Origin of the sequence: Variovorax sp. LG9.2, from assembly GCF_035018885.1 — a bacterium.
Classification (GTDB): Bacteria; Pseudomonadota; Gammaproteobacteria; order Burkholderiales; family Burkholderiaceae_C; genus Variovorax.
In genome coordinates this window covers 1-455 of the sequence record NZ_JASJXB010000111.1, presented here as the reverse complement: position 1 = coordinate 455, position 455 = coordinate 1, and the positions used below count along the sequence as shown (strand labels likewise).

Here is a 455-nt window from a genome sequence, read left to right as displayed (position 1 = left end):
GGTGAGAACTTGTTCGACTTGTTCATGGCTCAATCCTCTCAGAGTGTTGAGCCTCCTCAAAAACCGGGGCGATTCAGGATACCGTCTACCTAAGCGAGCGCAGCGGTACGCGCGAACGATTGCTCCTGCGATCGTTCAGCGTCGCTCAACACAAGTTCGGTTTTGGGTCTACCCATCCTCATCGCCTTATCGCCTTATCGCCTTATCGCCTTATCGCCTTATCTCCGTCAGAAAAATAGTGCAGAAGCATGCAAGACAAATGCCAGTTATTTACGGGACACAATGACCTTGCCCCCGAAAAACGCATCCCTTGCTGAGTGTTTCAATTCAAGCAACGAGAACGGAAATGACGAAGACGGCAAGAGCGCGCTACACGCTCGAATTCAAGCAGGAGGCGGTGCGGCTGGTCGAGGGTGGTCAGAGCATCGCGGCGGCGGCACGCACTTTGGGGCTGG

General features: G+C 54.3%; 1 protein-coding gene. It reads left to right on the top strand.

Going from position 1 to position 455, the window contains the following annotated elements:
• Positions 1-346: 346 nt before the first annotated feature.
• Positions 347-455: transposase (locus QN413_RS27135; protein WP_323499648.1), on the top strand; the 109-nt coding region annotated here is incomplete at its 3' end.